The sequence below is a fragment of the Microbacterium oxydans genome (assembly GCF_900095745.1).
Lineage (GTDB): Bacteria > Actinomycetota > Actinomycetes > Actinomycetales > Microbacteriaceae > Microbacterium > Microbacterium oxydans_B.
The window spans coordinates 135,451-154,203 of the sequence record NZ_FMIR01000009.1; the positions used below are offsets into that span (position 1 = coordinate 135,451).

Annotated in this window: 18 protein-coding genes; 11 read left to right on the forward strand and 7 right to left on the reverse strand. The window is 68.6% G+C overall.

Translation table 11 applies throughout. The features are described 5' to 3' along the window. Window positions 1-123 precede the first annotated feature (123 nt). Window positions 124-1,323 (reverse strand): pyridoxal phosphate-dependent aminotransferase, encoded by a 1,200-nt coding sequence (locus BQ2383_RS03645; RefSeq protein WP_208617613.1) that lies wholly within the window; start codon window positions 1,321-1,323, stop codon window positions 124-126. Window positions 1,324-1,404: 81 nt separating this feature from the next. After that, window positions 1,405-2,499 (reverse strand): alanine dehydrogenase, encoded by a 1,095-nt coding sequence (gene ald / locus BQ2383_RS03650; RefSeq protein ID WP_091029637.1) that lies wholly within the window; start codon window positions 2,497-2,499, stop codon window positions 1,405-1,407. A gap of 102 nt (window positions 2,500-2,601) precedes the next feature. On the opposite strand from ald, the gene BQ2383_RS03655 reads away from it, so the two are divergent. Further along, complete coding sequence (locus BQ2383_RS03655; RefSeq protein WP_029260964.1) at window positions 2,602-3,120, forward strand: Lrp/AsnC family transcriptional regulator; 519 nt, start codon at window positions 2,602-2,604, stop codon at window positions 3,118-3,120. Between the two features lie 13 nt (window positions 3,121-3,133). On the opposite strand, the gene BQ2383_RS03660 is transcribed toward BQ2383_RS03655, so the two are convergent. The 3 genes from BQ2383_RS03660 to aceA form a co-directional block, all read right to left on the reverse strand. Then, a complete protein-coding gene (locus BQ2383_RS03660; RefSeq protein ID WP_091029640.1) occupies window positions 3,134-3,565 on the reverse strand; it encodes a hypothetical protein in 432 nt (143 codons plus the stop codon). A gap of 95 nt (window positions 3,566-3,660) precedes the next feature. Continuing rightward, a complete protein-coding gene (aceB, locus tag BQ2383_RS03665; protein WP_091029643.1) occupies window positions 3,661-5,316 on the reverse strand; it encodes a malate synthase A in 1,656 nt (551 codons plus the stop codon). 54 nt (window positions 5,317-5,370) lie between these two features. Continuing rightward, on the reverse strand, window positions 5,371-6,696 hold the full coding sequence (gene aceA / locus BQ2383_RS03670; protein ID WP_091029645.1) for an isocitrate lyase: 1,326 nt from the start codon (window positions 6,694-6,696) through the stop codon (window positions 5,371-5,373). Window positions 6,697-6,829: 133 nt separating this feature from the next. Here aceA and BQ2383_RS03675 point away from each other — a divergent pair, with 133 nt between their 5' ends. The 6 genes from BQ2383_RS03675 to BQ2383_RS03700 all read left to right on the forward strand — a co-directional run bounded on the left by BQ2383_RS03675 (window position 6,830) and on the right by BQ2383_RS03700 (window position 13,521). Then, on the forward strand, window positions 6,830-8,281 hold the full coding sequence (locus BQ2383_RS03675; RefSeq protein WP_091029647.1) for a helix-turn-helix domain-containing protein: 1,452 nt from the start codon (window positions 6,830-6,832) through the stop codon (window positions 8,279-8,281). Window positions 8,282-8,413: 132 nt separating this feature from the next. Next, window positions 8,414-9,517: an ABC transporter substrate-binding protein gene (locus tag BQ2383_RS03680; protein WP_244175876.1), complete on the forward strand. Its 1,104-nt coding sequence runs from the start codon at window positions 8,414-8,416 to the stop codon at window positions 9,515-9,517. Then, window positions 9,517-10,314, forward strand: a complete 798-nt coding sequence (locus BQ2383_RS03685) for an ABC transporter ATP-binding protein (protein ID WP_091029664.1) — start codon at window positions 9,517-9,519, stop codon at window positions 10,312-10,314. The genes BQ2383_RS03680 and BQ2383_RS03685 overlap by 1 nt, the downstream gene beginning before the upstream one ends. Then, window positions 10,307-11,155: an ABC transporter permease gene (locus BQ2383_RS03690; protein WP_029260973.1), complete on the forward strand. Its 849-nt coding sequence runs from the start codon at window positions 10,307-10,309 to the stop codon at window positions 11,153-11,155. Before BQ2383_RS03685 ends, BQ2383_RS03690 begins: the two co-directional genes overlap by 8 nt. Before the next feature lie 109 nt (window positions 11,156-11,264). Beyond that, on the forward strand, window positions 11,265-12,644 hold the full coding sequence (locus tag BQ2383_RS03695) for an NtaA/DmoA family FMN-dependent monooxygenase (protein ID WP_091029668.1): 1,380 nt from the start codon (window positions 11,265-11,267) through the stop codon (window positions 12,642-12,644). Continuing rightward, window positions 12,637-13,521 (forward strand): ribokinase, encoded by an 885-nt coding sequence (locus BQ2383_RS03700; protein WP_091029671.1) that lies wholly within the window; start codon window positions 12,637-12,639, stop codon window positions 13,519-13,521. The genes BQ2383_RS03695 and BQ2383_RS03700 overlap by 8 nt, the downstream gene beginning before the upstream one ends. Before the next feature lie 4 nt (window positions 13,522-13,525). Here the strand turns inward: BQ2383_RS03700 and BQ2383_RS03705 are convergent, their stop codons facing one another. Continuing rightward, on the reverse strand, window positions 13,526-14,125 hold the full coding sequence (locus BQ2383_RS03705; protein WP_091029674.1) for a PadR family transcriptional regulator: 600 nt from the start codon (window positions 14,123-14,125) through the stop codon (window positions 13,526-13,528). 103 nt (window positions 14,126-14,228) lie between these two features. On the opposite strand from BQ2383_RS03705, the gene BQ2383_RS03710 reads away from it, so the two are divergent. From BQ2383_RS03710 to BQ2383_RS03720, 3 genes are all read left to right on the forward strand, one after another. Further along, the gene (locus BQ2383_RS03710; protein WP_091029677.1) at window positions 14,229-14,738 is read left to right on the forward strand and encodes a flavin reductase family protein; all 510 of its coding nucleotides are present in this window, start codon (window positions 14,229-14,231) and stop codon (window positions 14,736-14,738) included. Further along, a complete protein-coding gene (locus BQ2383_RS03715) occupies window positions 14,735-15,145 on the forward strand; it encodes a riboflavin kinase (protein ID WP_091029681.1) in 411 nt (136 codons plus the stop codon). Before BQ2383_RS03710 ends, BQ2383_RS03715 begins: the two co-directional genes overlap by 4 nt. Before the next feature lie 88 nt (window positions 15,146-15,233). After that, window positions 15,234-15,707 (forward strand): hypothetical protein, encoded by a 474-nt coding sequence (locus BQ2383_RS03720; protein ID WP_091029685.1) that lies wholly within the window; start codon window positions 15,234-15,236, stop codon window positions 15,705-15,707. A gap of 27 nt (window positions 15,708-15,734) precedes the next feature. On the opposite strand, the gene BQ2383_RS03725 is transcribed toward BQ2383_RS03720, so the two are convergent. Continuing rightward, window positions 15,735-17,519: a sensor histidine kinase gene (locus tag BQ2383_RS03725; protein WP_167381526.1), complete on the reverse strand. Its 1,785-nt coding sequence runs from the start codon at window positions 17,517-17,519 to the stop codon at window positions 15,735-15,737. 209 nt (window positions 17,520-17,728) lie between these two features. Between BQ2383_RS03725 and BQ2383_RS03730 the strand changes: the two genes are divergently transcribed. Then, on the forward strand, window positions 17,729-18,373 hold the full coding sequence (locus tag BQ2383_RS03730) for a response regulator (RefSeq protein WP_091029691.1): 645 nt from the start codon (window positions 17,729-17,731) through the stop codon (window positions 18,371-18,373). Window positions 18,374-18,753 lie beyond the last annotated feature (380 nt).

Genomic DNA, 18,753 nt, shown 5'->3' on the forward strand with positions numbered 1-18,753 from the left:
CAGTATCGCTGCCGCTCGCCTCAGGGCAGCGACAGCCAATCGGCGTGAGCCAGAGCTCCCTCGTGTAGATGACGAAGATCCCTCCCGTCTGCAGAGGGGAGGGATCTTCGTCGGTTCAGCGGGTCAGGCGAACAGTCGCTGCAGGCGCTGCACGCCCTCGAGCAGCTGGTCGTCGCCCAGGGCGTACGACATGCGGATGTAGCCCGAAGGGCCGAAGGCCTCGCCGGGGACGACCGCGACCTCGGCCTGGTCGAGGATGAGGTCGGCGAGCTCGAGGGAGGTGGTCGGCGTCACGCCGCCCCACGTGCGACCGAGCAGACCCTGCACGTCGGGGTACACGTAGAACGCGCCGAGCGGGTTCGGCACGACGAGGCCGTCGATCTTCGACAGCTCCGAGACGATGAGCTGGCGGCGGCGATCGAAGGCCTGACGGAACTGCTCGGCCTCGTCCTGCGGTCCGTTGAGGGCGGCGATGGCGGCCTTCTGTGCGACGTTGTTCACGTTGCTCGACAGGTGCGACTGCAGGTTGCCGGCGACCTTGATGGCGTCGGCCGGGCCGACCATCCAGCCCACGCGCCAGCCGGTCATGGCGTAGGTCTTGGCGACGCCGTTGACGAGGATCGTCTGCCCGGCGACCTCGGGGACGGCCTCGACGATCGAGGTGGCCTTGACGCCCTCGTAGGTGAGGTTCTGGTAGATCTCGTCGCTGATGATCCAGATGCCGTGCTCGAGTGCCCACTCGCCGATGGCGCGGGTCTCGTCGGCGGTGTAGACCGAGCCGGTGGGGTTTGACGGCGACACGAACACGAGCGCGGTGGTGCGTGCGGTGCGAGCGGCCTCGAGCTGCTCGACCGTGACCTTGTACTCCTGGTCGGCGCCGGCGAACACCTCGACGGGCGTGCCGTCGGCGAGGCGGATGGCCTCGGGGTAGGTGGTCCAGTACGGCGCGGGCAGCAGGACCTCATCGCCCGGGTTCACCACGGCCTGGAAGGCCTGGTAGACGGACTGCTTGCCGCCGTTGGTGACGATGACCTGGCTGGGGGAGACCTCGAGGCCCGAGTCGCGCAGCGTCTTCGCGGCGATCGCCTCGCGCAGCGCCGGAAGGCCCGGAGCCGGCGTGTACCGGTAGCTCGCCGGGTCGGCCAGAGCAACGGCTGCGGCATCCACGATGAACTGCGGCGTCGCGAAGTCGGGCTCGCCGGCGGCGTACGAGATGACGTCCTTGCCTTCGGCCTTGAGGGCCTTGGCCTTGGCGTCGACCTTGAGAGTCGCGGACTCGGCGATGGCGGACAGCTTGCGGGAGAGAGGAGCGCGTTCGGTCACGATTACGAGCGTACTCGGCTCCATGCGGCCGGAGAGGTGTGGGATATCGCCAAGATCCGAGGTTCTTTCGGGTTCGGCAGGTCAGCCGGCGACGAGTCCGTGCGCCTGCGCGACGGCCGGGAGCGTGATGCGTCCGCCCTGCACGTTCAGGCCCGCAGCCAGCGCCGCGTCTTCGGAGGCCGCGCGCTCCCCGCCTTTGCCGGCGATCGCCGAGACGTAAGGGAGGGTCGCGTTCGTCAGTGCGCGGGTCGCGGTCTCGGGAACAGCCCCCGGCATGTTCGCGACGCAGTAGTAGATCGAGTCGTGCACCGCGAACGTGGGGTCGTCGTGCGTGGTCGGCCGCGAGCCCTCGAAGCATCCGCCCTGGTCGATCGCGATGTCGACGAGCACGGAGCCGGGCTTCATGGCGGCGACCATGTCGTCGGTCACCAGCTTGGGGGCCGCGGCTCCCGGGATCAACACGGAGCCGATCACGAGGTCGGCTGTCTTGAGCTCTTCGGCGATGTCGTAGCGACTCGAGGCGCGGGTCTCCAGCGCTCCGCCGTAGCGGTGCTCGAGTTCGCGCAGACGCGGCAGCGAGACGTCGACCACCGTCACCTTCGATCCGAGGCCGAGCGCGTTCGCGGCGGCGTGCTCTCCGGCGACGCCGCCTCCGATCACGACGGTCTTGGCGCGCGGAGTGCCGGCGATGCCGCCGAGCAGCATGCCGCGTCCGCCCTGGGAGCGCAGCAGCGAGTACGAGCCCATGACGACCGAGAGCCGCCCGGCGATCTCGCTCATCGGCACGAGCAGCGGCAGGCTGCGGTCGGGCAGCTGCACGGTCTCGTAGGCGACGGCGGTGGTTCCGGCATCCACGAGCGCCGTGGTCAGCGCGCGGTCGGCGGCGAGGTGCAGGTAGGTGAAGAGGGTGAGGTCCTCTCGCAGGAACCCGTACTCCTGCGCGATCGGTTCCTTGACCTTGATGACGAGGTCGGCGTCGCCCCAGGCGTCGGCGGCGGTCGCCACGATCTCGGCGCCGGCTGCGCGGTAGTCATCGTCCGTGATGCGCGAGCCGAGGCCCGCGCCGGACTGCACGAGCACCCGATGGCCCTCGTGCACCAGCCGGTCGGCGCCGGCGGGCGTGAGGGACACTCGGTTCTCGTTATTCTTGACCTCGGTGGGGACGCCGATCTTCATTGATCCTCCTGGGTTGATGCGGTGCGGCACCAGGATCGCAGAAACATCGATGGAACAACAGAATCACTGAAGATGATTCGTGAAGACGCGCCATCGTGAATAATGCTTCGTATGGAGACGACTTCAGGAGCCTCGGAGCCGAACAGCGTTCGGGCACCCGCCCTCGATGCGATCGACGCGCGGATCGTGCAGTTGATGACCGCCGACGGGCGCATGACGAACGCCGAGCTCGCCGGTCGACTCGGCGTCGCCCCCTCGACCGCGCACACCCGGCTGCGGGCACTCGTCGACCGCGGCGTGATCACGGGGTTCCACGCGAGTGTGGACGAGCGGATGCTGGGTGCGGGGCTCCAGGCCGTGATCGGCGTCACGCTGCGCCCGAGCGGACGGCGCGAGAGCATCGTGGAGTTCGCGGACCGTGTGCGGGTGCTGCCGCAGGTGATCCAGGTCTTCTTCCTCGGCGGCGACGATGACTTCCTGCTGCACATCGCGGTCGCCGACTCGTCCGAGATGCGCGAGTTCGTGCTCGAGCATCTCTCGGCACAGAGCAGCGTCGCCTCCACTCGCACGAGCATCGTGTTCGATTATCACCGCAACTCGGTGGCGGCGTCTTTCCGCTGAGTCCGCTCGGGCTTCAGGCTCCGTACGAGGCGGGGAGCGAGCAGTAGTCGGCGAACCGTCGCACCGGCTGCGCGGGGTCGCTCACGTCGACGATCGACCCGGCGACCGTGTGCGGCGGCTCGTCGCCGGCCAACTGCCACACCGCGTAGTTCCACATGCCCCTCGTGCGCTCGCCGAGCAGACCGGCCGGCCCCGAGACGAGCAGGATTCCGTCGTTGGTGGGGTCTTCGCGGAACGTGGTGACCACCGCACGCACACCGGATTCATCGCCCTCGGCCGAGTGCTCGCGGACGACCTGCTGCCCTGCCTTCGTCAGCGCCGCTGCGAGGTCGTCGGCCGCCCGTCGCGAGCGCTCGGCATCCGCCCCGGCGACCGCGAGCAGCCGACGGCCGCGAGGGTAGAAGTGCAGGAACTCGGTGGCGATGTCCGCCCAGATGTCGGTCATGCCTCCAGGCTACGCCTCGCTCGTTGCGCCGGCCCCGGAAACAGAAGAGCCCCCGGGCCGCGGTATCAGCCGCAGCCCGGGGCTCTTCCGCGCGTTCAGTCCTCGTCGATCAGGAACCGGCTGTAGGCGCCGAGGGTGAGGAAGGTCGGGAACTCCTCCTGCAGGGCGACCTCGCGGAAGATCTCCGCCGCGTCGTCGTAGCGGTCGCCGTGGCTGCGGGTCGCCTGTGCGAGCACCTGGGTGATCAGACCCTCGATGTACTCCGCGGTGATCGGGGTGCCGTCCTGCGTGGTGCGGTCCTGGTGGATCCACTGCCACACCTGCGAGCGGCTGATCTCCGCGGTCGCGGCATCCTCCATCAGGTTGTCGATCGCCACGGCGCCGAGTCCGCGCAGCCAGGCCTCCAGGTAGCGGATGGCGACCGAGACGTTGTCCCTCACGCCCTGCGCCGTGATCGGCCGACCGATGTGCAGGTCGAGCAGGTCGCGGGCCTCGACGTGCACGTCGTCGCGCTGGCGGTCGACCTGGTTCGGGCGGTCGCCCAGCACGGCGTCGAACTCCGCCTGCGCAGTGGGGATCAGGTCGGGATGGGCGACCCAGGTGCCGTCGAAGCCGTCACCGGCCTCGCGCTTCTTGTCGGCGGTGACCTTCTCGATCGCCCGTGCCGTCACCTCGGGGTCGCGGCGGTTCGGGATGAACGCGCTCATGCCGCCGATCGCGAAGGCTCCCCGCTTGTGGCAGGTCTGCACGAGCAGGTCGGTGTACGCCCGCATGAACGGCACGGTCATCGTGACCTCGCTGCGGTCGGGGAGCACGAAGCGTGCACCGCGGCCGCGGTAGTTCTTGATGATCGAGAAGATGTAGTCCCACCGCCCGGCGTTCAGTCCGGCGCAGTGGTCGCGCAGCTCGTAGAGGATCTCGTCCATCTCGAACGCGGCCGGGAGGGTCTCGATCAGCACCGTCGCGCGGATCGTGCCGTGCGGGATGCCGATGTACTCCTCGCTGAACGAGAACACGTCATCCCAGAGCTTCGCCTCCTCGCTCGACTCGATCTTGGCGATGTAGAAGTACGGTCCGCGACCGCCGTCGATCAGCGCCTGTGCGTTGTGCAGGAAGTAGAGGCCGAAGTCGACGAGGGAGCCGGATGCCGAGGTGCGACGACCGGCGCGATCGATGAACGCGATGTGCTTCTCCGGCAGGTGCCACCCGCGCGGACGCATCACGATCGTGGGCGTGCGCTCCGCCGTGACGCGGTACTCCTTGCCTTCCGGCGAGGTGAACGACAGCTCGCCGCGGATCGCGTCCCGAAGGGACAGCTGCCCTTCGATGACGTTCTTCCAGGTTGGGCTCGTGGCATCCTCCTGGTCGGCGAGCCACACTCGCGCGCCGGAGTTCAGAGCGTTGATCGTCATCTTCGGGTCGGTCGGGCCGGTGATCTCGACGCGACGGTCCTCGAGCCCGGGACCGGCGCCGGCGACCCGCCAGTCGCGGTCCTCACGGATGTGCGCGGTGTCGTCGCGGAAGCGGGGGTCGTGCCCGTTGCCGATCTCGAAACGGCGGCGCATCCGGTCGGCGAGCCGGTCGTGACGGCGGGAGGCGAACCGGTGGTGCAGCTCGGTGAGGAAGGCGATCGCCTCGGGGGTGAGGATCTCCTCGTAGCGGTCGCGGATGGGGCCGGTGACCTCGATCGCCGGACCCTGCTGGGTCGTCTGGATCGGAGCCGTGATCGGGGGAGCGGTGGGAGTGGTCATGATCGTGTGTCCTTTGCGTTGCGTTGCGTCGCGATGCGAAGAAGGCGGCGGGGATCAGTGGAACTGCGCGGCTTCGGTGGAGCCGGCGAGGGCGAGCGTCGCGCTGTCGGGGTTGAGCGCGGTGGAGATGACGTCGAAGTATCCGGTGCCCGCCTCGCGCTGGTGCTTGGTGGCGGTGTAACCGTCGGCTTCGGCGGCGAACTCGGCTTCCTGCAGCTCGACATAGGCGCTCATGGCGCGATCGGCGTAGCCGCGGGCGAGGTCGAACATCGAGTGGTTCAGGGCGTGGAAGCCGGCGAGCGTGATGAACTGGAACTTGTAGCCCAGGTCAGCCAACTCCTGCTGGAACGTCGCGATCTCGGCGTCGGACAGGTGCTTCTTCCAGTTGAAACTCGGAGAGCAGTTGTAGGCCAGGAGCTTACCGGGGAACTGCGCGTGGATCGCGGCTCCGAAGTTGCGCGCGAGCTCGATGTCCGGCTCGCCCGTCTCCACCCACAGCAGGTCGGCGTAGGGGGCGAACGCCAGACCACGGCTGATGACCGATTCGAGTCCCGGCTCGATCCGGTAGAAACCCTCCGTCGTGCGCTCGCCGGTGGTGAACTGCTGGTCGCGTTCGTCGACGTCGCTGGTGAGCAGGTCGGCGGCGAGGGCATCCGTGCGGGCGATGATGACGGTCGGCACGCCCGCGACGTCCGCCGCGAGCCTGGCCGCGTTCAGGGTGCGGATGTGCTGCTGGGTCGGCACGAGCACCTTGCCTCCGAGGTGGCCGCACTTCTTCTCGCTGGCCAGCTGGTCCTCCCAGTGGATGCCGGCGGCGCCGGACTGGATGAGCGACTGTGCGAGCTCGTACGCGTTCAGCGGTCCGCCGAAGCCGGCCTCGGCGTCGGCGACGATCGGTGCGAGCCAGTCCTGCGTGATCTCGCCTTCGGCATGCTCGAGCTGGTCCTGGCGGATGAGGGCGTTGTTGATGCGGCGAACCACCGCCGGCACCGAGTTCGCGGGGTACAGCGACTGGTCGGGGTAGGTCTGGCCGGCGAGGTTGCCGTCGGCAGCGACCTGCCACCCCGAGAGGTAGATGGCTTTCAGTCCTGCCCGCACCTGCTGCACGGCCTGACCTCCGGTGTAGGCGCCGAGCGCCCGGACGTAGTCCTCGGTGTGCAGGAGGTTCCAGAGGTTCTCGGCGCCGCGGTGGGCGAGGGTCGACTCTTCGCGGACCGAGCCACGGATGCGGATGACGTCTTCTGCCGAGTAGGTGCGCTCGACGCCGTCCCAGCGGGGATCGGTATCCCAGATCTCCTGGAGCTCGGCGGCCGTCTGAACCTGGTCGCCGGCTCGCAGACCGGCGGGGCGGGGCGTCGGGGTGTGGGCGGTGTTCGTCATGGTGTCTCCTCGGTGGATCCGGCGGCTGTGCCGGTGTGGCGTGGTTCCACTGTGCGTGAAGATCGGGACATCGAACCGCCTGTTTCGAAGAGAAGATCGATCGAAATTCTGTTTCTGTGACAGAATCTGCCGCATGAGCACCATCGACGCTGCAGAAGAGACCGACGCCCTCACGATCGGTCGCCGCATCCGCCGGCTCCGCACGGCGAAGGGCATGACGCTCGACGACCTCGCCTCCGCCGTCGATCGGGCGCCGAGTCAGATGTCGATGATCGAGACCGGCAAGCGCGAACCCAAGCTCACGCAACTGCAGGCGATCGCCCGCGCCCTGGGTGTGACGATCGACGCCCTGCTGGAGGGCGAGCCGCTCGACGAGCGCAGTGCCGTCGAGATCGCCCTGGAGCGCGCGATGAAGGGGCAGACGTTCCAGGCCCTGGGCATCGAGCCGTTCCGCATCGCGAAGAGTCTGCCGACCGATGCGCTGAAGGCCCTGCTCGCGCTGCACGGGGAGATCGACCGGCTCAGGGACGAGCGGGCCGCGACGCCGGAGGAGGCCAGGCGGGCGAACGTCGAGCTGCGGCACCTGATGCGCCGGCAGGACAATCACTTCGCCGACCTCGAGGCCAAGGCCGCAGAGATCCTCGCCGCGGTCGGCCACCCTGGTGGCCCTCTGACGCAGCGCACCGCATCCGAGATCGCTGCCTACCTCGGCTTCACCCTGCACTACGCGCCCGACCTTCCGCAGACCACCCGCAGCGTCGCCGACCTCGCGAACGGGCGGCTCTACCTGTCGAGCAGCGTGCCCGCGAAGGGCGATGCCCGCACCGCGGTGCTGCAGGCGCTGTCGAGCCGCATCCTCGGGCACTCCGAGCCACGCAGCTATGCCGAGTTCCTGCGGCAGCGCGTCGAGACCAACTACCTGACGGGCGCGCTTCTCATCCCCGAGTCGCATGTCGTCCCTGCGCTGAAGGATGCGAAGCAGCGACGGGCGATCTCGATCGAAGACCTGCGCGACGCGTACTCGGTGTCGTACGAGACCGCGGCGCACCGCTTCACGAACCTCGCCACGCGGCACCTCGACATTCCGGTGCACTTCCTGAAGGTGCACGAGTCGGGCACGATCACCAAGGCGTACGAGAACGACGACGTGAACTTCCCGACCGACCGCCTCGGGGCTATCGAGGGACAGATGTGTTGCCGCCGGTGGACCTCGCGCGTCGTGTTCGATGAGGACGACCGCTTCAATCCCTATTACCAGTACACCGACACCGGCAACGGCACCTACTGGTGCACTGCCAGGGTCGAGTCGTCGAGCGAGGGGCTGCACTCGGTGAGCGTGGGCGTGCGCTTCGACGACACCAAGTGGTTCGTGGGGAGGGACACCTCGCACCGGGGCGTCTCGAAGCACTCGGTGGAAGTGTGCTGCCGTCGGGCTCCCGCCGAACTGGAGGACCGCTGGCGGGAGAACTCCTGGCCGAACGTGAAGACGCCGCGCACCCTGCTCGCGACGCTGCCGACCGGGGCGTTCCCCGGGGTCGACACCACCGACGTCTACGAGTTCCTCGAGGCGCACGCCCCGCGCTGACCGCGGGCGACCTTCCTGCTGCCGGGTGCGTGCTCCGGCGTTCGTCAAAAACTAGTTTGATCTTGCTTAGTCAATCTTGACTATGTTACTTTCAACGAGCCATCAATGACGAACGGCCGAGAAGGGACCCTCATGGCTACTTCCTCTGCGGAAACCCGATTCCGCATCACTGCCACCCTGACGTGCGTTCTCGCCGCCACGCTGACGCTCGGAGCATGCTCCGCGCAGACGCCAGGCGGCGATTCCGCCCCCACGAGTGCGAGCGACACCGACGCCTGCAAGCGCAATCAGGATGCCGGCACCATCACCTACATCTCCGGCTACGGCTACTCCGCCAGCGCCGGTCAGCTCGACGTGTTCCTCGCCGAGGAGCTGGGCTACTTCGACGACCTCTGCCTCGATGTCGAGATCAACGCCTCCGGCGCGAACGGGCAGCAGCTCGTCGCATCCGGTCAGGCGCAGTTCACCGCTCTCGGCTCCGCATCCGATGTGATGCTGGCCGCGGCGAACAGCAAGAACCTCACGGCCGTCGCCACCTACGGCACCACCCCGCCGTTCTCCATCTTCGGCAACGAGAAGCTCGACAGTCTCAAGGATCTCGAGGGCGGATCGCTCGGGTACTTCATCAACCTGACCCCGATCGCCTCGGCCATGCTCGACGAGGCCGGTGTCGACGTCTCGAAGGTCGAGATGGTCAAGATGACCAACTACGACCCGACCGTCGTGGTGCGCGAGCAGGTCGACGCGATCGTCGGCTACGCCTCCAACCAGCCGCAGTCCCTCAAGGCGCAGGACCTGCCGTTCAGCGAGTTCCTCCCCTCCGACCTCGGCGTCGAGGGCACGTACAACGTGATGGAGGTCAACTCCCGCTTCCTCGACGAGCACCGTGAGGTCGCCGCCGACTTCATGCGGGCGAGCCTCAAGGCGCTCCAGTACTGCCTCGACGAGTCGGACGCCTGCATCGACAAGCTCGCGAAGCTTGCCGAGGACAACAACCAGGGCGCCGCGTTCCCGCGCGACCAGCTGGCCCGCACGTGGGAGGTCGAGTCCGCGTGGGTGCGTGAGAGCGCCGGCGGAAACCCGGGCGTGCAGAACGAGTCGATGTGGGAGCCGGAGTACGCGCTCGTCGAGAAGTACGGCGACGTCAAGGACCTGCCCGCGATCGCCGACATGATGGACGCCGACCTGGTCGCCGACCTCTACGACGGCGACACCCTGACTTGGCCGGCGAAGTGATGTCGGTCACGCAGGGAGCAGGCGTCGAGGTCAGAAACGTCACCAAGTCCTTCGGAGTCGACGGCGCTCAGGTCACGGTGCTCGACGATGTGAGCCTGACGATCGGCATGGGCGAGTTCGTGTCGGTGATCGGTCCGAGCGGCTGCGGCAAATCCACGCTGCTCAAGGTGGTCGCCGGACTCCTCGACGCCGACTCCGGCACCGTCACGATCGACGGCGAGAGCGTCACGGCGGCCTCGCGCGACAAGAAGATCGGCCTCGTGCCGCAGTCGCCCGCGCTGTTGCCGTGGAAGACGGTGCGCGAGAACGTCGAGCTGCCGGTGCGCATCAACGCCAAGGCGAACTCCGGGCGAGCGCTGCGCGACCCCGAGGAGCTGCTGTCGACGTTCGGGCTCGGACAGGCGATGAAGAAGTATCCCGGTCAGCTCTCGGGCGGCATGCAGCAGCGCGCCGCGATCGCCAGGGCGTTCGTGTTCGACCCGGCCATCATGCTGATGGACGAGCCGTTCTCGGCGCTCGACGAGATGAACCGCGACCTGCAGCGCATCGCCCTGCTGGAGTTCTGGCAGTCCAACCGCAAGGCCGTCATGTTCGTCACGCACTCGGTGCCGGAGGCGATCATGCTCTCCGACCGCATCGTGGTGATGGCTGCACACCCGGGGCGCATCGCCCAGGTGATCGACGTGAACCTGCCGCGACCACGCGACGAGCAGTCGTATGCCACGGAGGAATTCCGCGAGATGGAAGCAGTCGTGCGCGATGCGCTGCGCGCGCAGACGGAGAAGGCCCATGTCTGAGCTGACGATGAGAGACACGACCGCGACCCTCGCGACCGCCCGCTTGAAAGCCCAGCCGCATCGGGGCATCCCCGCCTGGCTGCGCTGGGGATCGTGGGGTCCGACTCTGATCACGTTCGTGATCGCCGCGCTGCTCTGGCAGGTCGTGGCCTGGACCAACCCGTATGTGCTCCCGACGCTGGAGGCGATCGGGGGCAGCCTCGTCGACGACGCCGGCATGTACTGGTCGAACTTCCTCGTCACGCTGCTCGAAGTGGTGGTCGGCGCCTCCGCCGGCATCCTCGCCGGTTTCCTGCTGGCCGTGGTCATGGCCGAGTTCCAGATCATCGAGCGGGCCGTGATGCCGCTCGTGATCATCGTGATGGTGACCCCGATCGTGGCGATCGCCCCGGCGCTGGTCGTGGCCTTCGGGTTCGGCATGGTGCCGAAGTTCATCGTGACGGGGCTCGTGGTCTTCTTCCCGATGCTCGTGAACTCGCTGGCCGGTCTCCGCGATGTCGATCAGAAGGCGATGGATGTCTTCAAGACGCTGCACGCCTCGCGGTGGGAGATCTTCCGGGAACTGCGATTCCCCGGCAGCATGCCCTATGTGTTCGCAGGGCTCCGCATCGCCCTGCCGCTCGCGGTGGTCGGCGCCGCAGTCGCCGAGTTCGTCGCGGCGGGACAGCAGGCCGGTCTCGGTTCGCTCGTCACCACCTCCGCTGCACAGGCGAACCTGCCCGTCACCTGGGCGAGCATCGCCCTGCTCTGTCTGCTCGGTGTGCTCCTGATCATCGTCCTCGCCCTGGTGCGCAAGCGCGTGCTCTGGTGGAGCGACGGCGAGGTCACGGCCAAGGGCTGACGCGGCATCCGGATCCCGGGGCGGGCGCTCCACCCGCCCCGGGGTTCCTCCGGCGTGCCCGGAACCACTCGAGAACGACCAGAACCACCCACAAGGAAGGCACCCGCACATGACCGATCAGAACACCGTCAAGCAGCTGCGCCTCGGCCTCTTCGAGAACGCCCAGGCGAACGACTCCGGCACCGCCACCTGGCGTCACCCCGACAACGGGCGCTACCTGTTCGACAAGCTCGAGTACTGGCGCGACACCGCACGCATGGTCGAAGACGCCGGGTTCGACTTCCTGTTCCTCGCGGATGCCTGGGGCTGGGCCGACGTCGCGGGCGAGCGTCCCGACATCTGCTCGACCGAAGGGCTCGACCTGCCGCGGCTCGACCCGGCGATCATCCTCGCCGCCCTCATTCCCGAGACCACGCGTCTGGGCCTCGTGGCCACCGGCTCGACCCTCCTCGAGCCGCCCTACTCGTTCGCGCGCCGGATGGCGACGCTCGACATCCTCTCCGGCGGCCGCATCGGCTGGAACGTCGTCACCACCGGCACGGCCGACACCGCGGTGCAGGGCTTCGGCGTGCCGATGGTCGGTCATGACGAGCGCTACCTGATGGCCGACGACTTCATGCAGGTCGTCTACAAGCTGTGGGAGCAGGCGTGGGAGGAGGGAGCGCTGGAGCGCGACAAGTCCGGCCGCTTCGCCGACCCGTCCAAGGTGCACCGGATCGCGCACGACGGCCCCTACTTCCGTTCGCACGGTTACGGCAACACGTCGCGCTCGCCGCAGGGCACCCCGGTGCTGTTCCAGGCAGGGGCGTCGCCCGCCGGCCGTGAGTTCGGCGGCAAGCACGGCGAGGCGATCTTCGTCGGCAGCGGCTCCGTCGAGCAGCTCCGCGCACACTCCTCGGCGATCCGCGAGGAGGCCGTGAAGAACGGACGCGGAGCCGACGAGGTCAAGATCATGTCGGCGTTCGCCGCGATCGTCGGCAGCACGGAGGAAGAGGCGCAGCGCAAGTACGCCGAGGTCGCCGACGCGCAGAACCCGGATGTCACGGTCGCCTCGTACGCCTGGTTCACCGGCCTCGACCTGTCGGCGTACGCGCCGAACACGCCGATGTCCGAGCTGAGCACCGAGCTCTCGCAGACGCAGGTCGCCCGCTTCGCCGACAAGACCGTCGGCGACGTGCTCGGCGACTGGCACGCGCACGGTGTCGGCGCCCGCCCTATCGTGGGCACCCCCGAGCAGGTGGCTGACCGGATGATCGAGCTCGCCGACGGGGCCGACCTCGACGGGTTCCTCTTCGCCCCCGTCATCCCGCCGGCATCGACCGTCGACTTCATCGAGCATGTGCTGCCGATCCTCAAGGAGCGCGGCGCGATCGTCGAACCCTCGTCGGAGCCGCAGTCGCTGCGCGAGCGTCTGATCGGCACGCCGACCCCGGCACTCGCCGGTTCGCACACCGGATCGCAGTACCGGCGGACGATGTCGCGTGTCTGACACCCTCACCGGTGTCGCCGTCGTGGGGAGCGCGAACCTCGACCTCGTCGTCGAGGTTCCGCGCCCCCCACGCGTCGGCGAGACCCTCCTCGGGCGAGCCGGCGGACGCTTCTCCGGCGGCAAGGGCCTGAATCAGGCCGTGGCATCCGCCCGTAGCGGGGCGCCCACGCGGTTCTGCGCCGTGGTGGGAGCGGATGAGGCAGCCGACCTGCTGCAGCAGACGCTGACGGAGGCCGGAGTGGTGGCCGCTCTCCGCCGCAGCGATACCGCTCCGACCGGGGTGGCCCACGTGCTCGCCCTCGATGGCGGGGACAACAGCATCATCGTCGCGGCCGGCGCCAACGGCGACCTCACACCGGAAGACGCGGTCACCGGGATCGCGGGAGCTGCGGTCGTGCTGGCGCAGCTCGAGGTGCCCGTAGGGAGCGTCGCTGCCGCACTGCGCGCGGCTCGAGCTGCCGGCGCACTGACGATCCTCAACGCCGCCCCCGCGCATGCCGCGACGATCAGGATGCTCGGCGATGTCGATGTCCTGGTCGTGAACGAGACCGAGTGCGTCGAGCTCGGCGGCATCGACCGACTTCACGAGGCCGGCGCGCAGACGGTCGTCCTCACACAGGGTGCCGGGGGAGTGACGCTTCACCGCTCGGGAACAGGTCACGTGCACGTCGCCGCCTTCCGGATCGACCCGGTGGACACGACGGGGGCAGGCGATGCCTTCTGCGGTGCGCTCGCCGCTGCGCTCTCCCAGGGAGAGGGGATCGAGGATGCTCTGGTCCGCGCCTGCGCCGCCGGAGCCGTCGTGGCTCAGCACCGCGGAGCGACCACGCCGGCGCTGACGCCCGGATCGATCGCGACACTCGTCGCGTCGCGCTGAGTCGCTACTGCGTGGGGGCCGCGGCGGGTGCGGCCTCTTCCGTCTCGCCGGCGAACGTGTACTCCCCGCCGCGCAGACGCTCCAGAAGGTCGAGCAGCCACTGCTTCTCGGCCGTGAGCCGCGCCGTGGACAGGTCGAAGATCTCCCGCACGTACTTCGGGGTGGTCTCGGAGCGCAGCGTGTCCTGCACGTCGAAGCCGTTCTGCGTGATGATGGCGTCGCTCTTGATGAGGCGGTGCTCGAGACCGGCGATGACCTCCTGCCGACTCAGCACGAACATGAACGAGGCCACCGTCATGATCGCCTGGGTGTCGAAGGCCGCCACGTTCCAGAGGTTCTCGCGCAGCATCCGCTGCAACTCGACCTCGCCGGACGGCGTGATCCGGTAGGTCGTGCGTGCCGGGCGCTTGCCTTCCGCCTCGGTGCCGCTCTCGGCGATGTAGCCGTCGACCTCCAGGGCGCGCAGCGCGTTGTAGATGGATCCGGGCTGGATGTGCGCCCATTCATCGACGTGCCATGTCATGAGCTCGCGGCGGAGGAAGTACCCGTGCACGGGCTGGAACTGCTTCACGGCGCCGAGGACGACGAGGCGGGTGGTCGACATGCCCCTCATGCTAACGGCTGCGATCTCAGATTTCGGTTGTTTGCATGATCAAAGTTGCCTACAATCAAAACTAGTCAAAGTTGACTAACGAAAGGAAGCCGAAATGACGTCTGCCGTGACCGACGCCCTGCCCCGCGACCTGGCCCTCCGCCGGGCGTTCTCGGTGTACCCGACCGGTGTCGTCGCCCTCGCCGCGCACCTCGACGACCGTGCCGTCGGGATGGCGGTCAACTCCTTCACGTCGATCTCGCTCGAGCCCGCCCTCGTCGCCATCAGCGCAGCGCGGACCTCGAAGACCTGGCCGCTGCTCCGCGAGGTGCCCGAGCTCGGCATGAGCGTGCTGGCCGCGCATCACGAGCCGCTCAGTCGCTCGCTCTCGGCGCGTGAGGGCGATCGCTTCGGCGGGCATGACTGGCAGCGCACCGAGGGTGGCGCCGTGCTGATCTCGGATGCCGCGCTCTGGCTCACCTGCCGCCTGCACAGCACCTTCGACGGCGGGGACCACGAGATCGCCCTGTATGAGATTGCCGACGTCACGCTGTTCGACGATGTGGAGCCGCTGGTCTTCCATCAGAGCCGCTATCGGTCGATCGCCGGGTCCGAGAGCGCGTGAGCACTTCGCCGTCCACGATCGTCGTCGGCGTGGTCGTGCCCGGTGACGGGCGGGGGCGCGAGCTCGGCTTCCCGACGGCGAACCTGGCGCTGGACGGCAGTGACCTGCCCGCCGATGGGATCTACGCGGCGTGGACGCGTATCGACGACGAACCGGAGGCCTGGCCCGCGAGCGTCAGCGTCGGGACGAATCCGACCTTCGCCGGCGACCGGGAGAGGCGGGTCGAGGTGTATCTGCATGATGTGAACCTCGATCTGTACGGCCGGACGCTGGCGGTGACGCTCGTCGCCCGCCTGCGGCCCACGCTGCACTTCGAGGGGGTCGATGCGCTGGTCTCGCAGAGCGCGGACGATGTCCGCCGCTGTCGACGGCTCCTGGCCGGTCGTGGACCGGCTGGGGTTGCCTGAGAGCGACGGTCGCCGCAGATCGAGTACTGTTTTACATTTCACTGCTGTGGTACTTTCTCCGCATCACCGACGATCCGGAGGAACATCCATGCTCGCCCGCAAGAAGACCGCTCTCCTCACATCCACTGTCGTGGCCCTCACCCTGTCGCTGACAGGGGTGTCCTCGGCGTACGGCGCCACCGGCTACGCCACATCCGATGTCGCGGCCGCGGCGAGCGTCGGCGTGCAGGCTGCGGGGGACGAGGCCGCTCTCGATCCTCGCCTCGCGTCGTCGACCGACCTGGAGCTGCTGCTGCTCATCATGACGGGGCGCGGAGTCCTCGCCGATGCGCACCCCGAACTGATCGCCGAGCTCGGCATCACCGTGTCCACGCAGACCGAGGCAGACGGGATGGCCGCCATCGCCGCGCAGTTCCTCGCCGCGTCCCCCGCATTCTCTGCGACCAGGGCGCCCGCGATCAGGAGCACCGACCCGGCCGTGAGAGACCAGGGCATCTCCGGATTCATGACGGACTTCATGGCCTATGTGATGTCGCACTGCCGGCCCTCGTGCACCGTGTGACCAGTCGGCTCCGACCGCAGCGGACGCTCACTCCGTCGAGCGACCGCGGGGCAGTTCGTGTCGGGCGCCGTCCTCGCTGCGGCGACGCCCCGGTGGCGGCGCCGCCTTGTCGGGGCATACGGGTCGGGGGACGCTCCAGCGTGCCGTGGTCCCGCGGTCCGTCCGCTGATCCAGCGTGAACGTGCCGCCATGCAGCGCGGCACGCTCCGCGAGGTTCTCGGTCCCGCCGGGATTACCGAGGGACTCGGCGATCCCGTCACCGTCGTCCTGCACCGAGACGACCACCTCCTTCTCCGAGACGGCGACGCTGACGGCGCAGTTGCTGGCCTGCGCATGGTGGGCGACGTTGGCGAGCGCCTCGCGGATGACGGCGACCACATCATCGGCGAGCTTCCCGGTGACGACCGGATCGACCGGACCCACGAAGGTGACCGTCGGCGCGGACGGCAGCGCCGGAGTGAGCTCGGTGATCACATCGAGCGCCCGCCGGCGGACGGGACGATCCTTGCTCTTCACCCGGCGCGTCCGGAGCGAGAATATCCCCGAACGGATGTCGGTGATGGCTGCATCGATCTCCGCGACGTGCTGCTCGAGTTCTTCGGCGTGAGCGGGGTCGGTGGCGGCGAACGCCTGCAGGCTCATCCCCGTCGCGAACAGCCGCTGGATGACGTTGTCATGCAGGTCGCGGGCGATGCGGTTGCGCTCTTCGATGATGTCGAGGTGCTGCCGATCCTCTCGAGCCCAGGCGAGCGAGGTCGCGAGACCCGCCTGGGCGACGAAATCGGAGATCGCGTCGATCTCGTTCGGAGAGAAGTCGCTGCCGGATGCCGCTCGCGTGACGCACAGGGCTCCGATCGCATGCCCGGCGGCCACCAGGGGGACGGCCACCGTGGGTCCCGCGGCATCCTGGTCTCCTGCCAGGCTGGTGTGGGTGGCCTCGTCGGTGAGGCTCCCGCTCACCACGCCTCCACTGGCGATGGCGTGCGCGGCGACCGAGCTCGCCGCCGGGAGGACGCCGTGTTCGTACGCGGCGGACAGCGGACCTCGAGCAGCGTCGATGCGAAGGTGGTCGGCGTCCACGTGGACGACGATCGTCACGAGGTCGCAGGCGACCACGTGGGTGACGCGTTCCGCCATGACGTCGAGGATGTCCTCGCGCTGAGGGGTCAGGAGCACGGCGCTCACATCCGAGAGCGCTCGATTCAGGCGCTGCTGGCGACGAGCCTCCTCGGCCTCGCGCGCGTTGTGGACGGTGATTCCCGCGGTCACGGCCATCGACTCGATGAGCTCCTCATCCTCGATCGTGAAGACACCGGTGCGGCGGTTCGACAGCACGAGGACGCCACACACCTCGCCGTGGCTTCGGACCGGAACCCCGAGGAACCCCTCCATGACAGGGTGATGCGGAGGGAACCCTGCGGATCGAGGGTCATCGCTCATCTGGTTCAGACGGATCGTGCGGCCGCTGTCGACCACCGCGCGGAACAGCGTCCCAGGTTCCGGCGGATCGGCGATCGCGACCGCAGTCCGCTGATCGATGCCCACGTGGATGAAACGCTCGACGGTGCCGGCCGCATCGATCACGATCAGGGCGCCGTAGCGGGCTTCGATGAGGTCGGCGGCGGCCCGGACGATGCGGGTGAGAACCCGGTCGGCGTCGAGCTGGCCCGCCGTGTCCGGCGAGAAGTCGACCAGACCGCGGAGCTGACGGCGGGTGGCGAGAAGTCGAGGTGCGCGTGTCGCGGGAGCGTCGTCCCCGCCATCCTGCTGGGGGCCGGGCGTAATATGCGTCTGTCGGCATCTGTCCTGCATCCCTCCACCTTCCCCGGAGACCGACCGGTCTGCAACGCTCAGCCGGTATATGGCAGGCGCGTCGCCGGCGGGGATCCCGATACCGGAGGCCCGCACACCCGATCGAGCCGGGACCATGGTCCTAGTCGTGGCCGCGAAACGCCCGTTACGGTGCCAGAGACGTGCACCGGCAGACCGGATGCGCGAGCGGGTACAGGAGAGTGTCGGGCATGATCGCAGTGTTCCTGGTCGACGATCATGAGATGGTGCGCCGGGGCGTTGCGGGTGTGATCCAGGCCACTCCGGATCTCGAGGTCGTCGGCGAGGCGGGGGGCTGTCGGGAGGCGACGAGGCGGATCGCGGCCACGCTTCCCGATGTCGTGGTCCTCGATGTACACCTGCCGGACGGCAGCGGGATCGACCTGTGCCGGGCCATCCGGCAGCGGCACCCGGGCATTCGGTGCCTGATCCTCACGGCCTACGACGACGACGACGCGGTGATCGCGGCCGTGATGGCGGGGGCGGACGGGCACCTGCTCAAGACGGTGCGCGCTGCGGACCTTCCGGAAGCCGTGCGCGCCGTCGCTGCGGGCCGTCGGCTGCTCGATCCCGCCACGGTGCGTCGGGCGACGGGTCAGGTCGCCTCGGGATCCACGGATTCCGCTGATCCGCGGTTCGCGTCCTTGAGCATGCGCGAACGGCAGATCCTCGCTCTCATCGCCGACGCCCTGACGAACCGGCAGATCGCGGACCGCCTCGGCCTCGCCGAAAAGACGATCAAGAACTACGTCACCTCGATGCTCGGGAAGCTGGGCTTCACGCACCGGACGCAGGCGGCGGTCTTCGAACTCTCGCGGATGCACGACGAAGGCTGACGAGCTGATGGCCCTGCCCCGGCCTTCGAGTGCCGGCGCGGTGGCGTGCGCGGACCAAAGCCCTCCCGGCGGGAGGTCGAGGGACGAATGGCCCTACGGTGCTGCCTTCTTCTGAGTGAGGGTGGCAGAGGACGATCCGGAGCAGGGAGAAGGGACGAGACGGTGAGTAGGGCGATGCACAGCGACTCCGTGAGGCTGCGGAACGTCTGGGCGGAGCGCGGTGCGAACGACGATGGGGGCGTTCGTCCGGTGATGGGGACTGCGTGGGTGGCTTGTGGGGGAGCCGTCCGAGCGGTCGCGGGGCTGTGCGCGTGGCTGTGGGAGCTGCGCGGATGGCTGTCCGGGGTTGCGGACGGCGGGGGAGCCGTTCGGGGGATGTG